At 61.2% G+C, this 2,566-nt stretch carries 1 protein-coding gene; it reads left to right on the top strand.

Annotation, left to right across the window (positions count from 1 at the left end; genetic code table 11):
* The coding region (locus tag WFJ01_RS18945) for a hypothetical protein (protein ID WP_336630031.1) at window positions 1-2,490 on the top strand (2,490 nt) is incomplete at its 5' end.
* Between the last annotated feature and the right edge of the window lie 76 nt (window positions 2,491-2,566).

The raw sequence follows: 2,566 nt of genomic DNA, 5'->3' as shown, positions 1-2,566 counted from the left end.
TCCTCCGGCGAATACCGACGCGTCGTCGGCTTCCCTGATGTCTGCTCTTTCGGCATAACCCCATCCTCGTTTCCAAGGTCAGGAGTCTCCAACAAACTCAGGGCGCTTCACCGCTTCAGCCAGTCAGAAGCTCGAAGCTACTTCGACCAAGCTGTCGAAGCTGCTACCGGAGTGGGCGATGACGCGCTTCATCGATGGAATGCAATAGTCGCCCTCACGCGGGCAGCTGCCGGCGTCGATCCTCTGGATGCGATCGCCCTCGCCGAGCGCGTCGCTCATCTCGGCGAAGCCGTCGAACCGATCGTGTATGACGGATTCAACCAACACAAGTTTGTCGCTGCACTTGCGCTGGTCTCGGGCACCAATGCTCTCCGAGTTCTTGGGCAGTGGCGAGATCGCCGGTTCGGGACGCTCGACTGGCAGTTCAGGGGACTTGTTGAAGGGGATGATGCCCTGTTCGCGGGACGACCAGACCTCACGACAGTCCTGGCACCCTTCTCAACCAACCTCGGTCTAAGCTCTGCGCTCCGTGAACTTGACGCATCCGGCGGCCTCAACGCAAACACCCTGTCCATTGCAAACAATCTCGCAAACCGACTTGGGCGCTCCCTCGATGCGGAGTTCGCGCAACTCTCACTTCCGGACCCTCTTCGTGCCAATGACCCTGACGAGTTCCGGAGCACCACCTTCGACCTCACACCAGACGAAGAGGCAGCACGCGCCGCTCAGCTGGAGGAATGCAAGGTGCAGATCGCGGCACTCGACCTCACTCAGACAAGCGGCGTGGACGCGGCGGTTCGACTTCAGCAGGAGGCTCATTCATACGGTGACAGCCTCTTCATCGCAGAGGCCTTTGCGCGTCCCGCGCTTGAATGGGGCCCGATCCTGGACGCGTCATTGAGCTCGGATGCTCTCAGCGATTATGGGCTAGCCAAACTCCTGAACGAGGCCCTCGCGCGCCCTCGAACCGCCCAATCGTTCGTCGACTCGCTGAAGAGGGCAGTCAGCACCTACGTCGATCGACATGGTGCCCGTCTGCTTCACCACAACTGGATGGGCTTTGATCTGCCTGCGGCGGCATGTCTGTTGGAGGTTCGCGCGACCGATCTCCTCCAACGCGCCCTCGACCACCTGAGTCTTGAGGAAGCGTTGACCGACGCCGACCACTGCTACATGCTCGCAGCTGGAGCTTCAGCCGTCCTCGACCCTTCCACGGCTGCCCGCGTGCTCGGCGAATCGCTCACCGCCTTCGAGGGAGCACTGGGAATTAGTCCCAGGGCAGCCATCGACCAGACGCCAGCGGACCCAATCGATATCGCTGTAGCAAACTTCCTCTGGGCCGCGCTGGGCGACCCGCGCTCAGCAGTTCGTTGGCAGGCCGCACACGCAGTGCGTACTGCGATCGAGCTCGGCGTCAGCGACGTGATCGTTGCGCTCGGCTCGGCAGTCAAGCGGGGCGATGCAGCTGGGTACGCCGATGAACGATTCCTCTTCTACGAGATGAGCGCGGCAGAGTGGTTCCTAGTCGCTGTCGAGCGAGTAGCACGCGACGATCCGTCTGCCATCGACGCACTCGTGTCCGCAGTGATCGAACTAAGCGACCGTTATCCGGACCACGCCGTGATTCAAGGGCATTGCTCGTCAGTTGCACGACTGGCAACCAGCCCGGCTGGCAGATCTGTGGGGACCGATTGGAACGCCAAGCTTGCAGAGCCCGTGGCCCTCGAAAGCTGGCACCGCCCCACACACCCCAGTCCAATGATGAAAGGCGCACCACAAGCTGAGCACCGATTCGACTCCGACTTCGACGAGTACGTCCTCGGCAAACTGACGAAAGCACTCGTCATCACACACCAAGAGGTGCTCGATGCGGCAAGCGCTCTCATCCTCGACGAATGGGGATGGCGAGCCGACGGGGAACGCCTAAAGGACCCGAGGCGGACGGCAGCTATCTACCAAGACGGCGAAACCTATGGATACAAGTGGGAGATCCCTAAAACCGAGGACCTCGACTACTACCTAGAACGTCACGCGGCACTCACCATCGCCGGAAGACTGATGCGGATCGCTACGCCCTACCGCGACCCCGATGCAGAACAGTTGGATGTCCTAGAATGGCTCGCCGACTTCGACATCGCACGCCACGACGGGCGATGGATTACAGATCAGCGAAGCTCGGTTCCTGCTCCCTTAGCTACCGTCGGCCCACGAGGAAGTAGCCAAGTCGACGAATCCGAGTTCCTGGCCGCCCTCAAACCTGCGGACGGATGGGTGACGGTCTGGCAATCAGCGTCTGTCACTGAGTACGACCGGTCCCTAAGCATCGACGTCGCGTCAGCTCTGGTCAACCCGGAGACTGCCGGGGCGCTTGTGCGAGCCCTTCAGACTGCTGACGGTTACTGGAGCTTCCGAATCCCATCAGCTGACCTCGACGACGAAGACTTTCAGTTCTCTTGGAGCCTGACCCGGTTTCCCGGACAACTGAGTTGAGGCGATGATCGTCTCGGAAGGAGTCCGTGAGATGCCTGCTGCCCACCCGCCGGAGTTCCGGCGTCGAGCCCTGGAT

The sequence above is a fragment of the Microbacterium sp. MMO-35 genome, from assembly GCF_037147555.1.
Lineage (GTDB): Bacteria > Actinomycetota > Actinomycetes > Actinomycetales > Microbacteriaceae > Microbacterium.
Note: the sequence above shows the minus strand (reverse complement) of the source record. Positions and strands in the feature narration are given on the sequence as shown.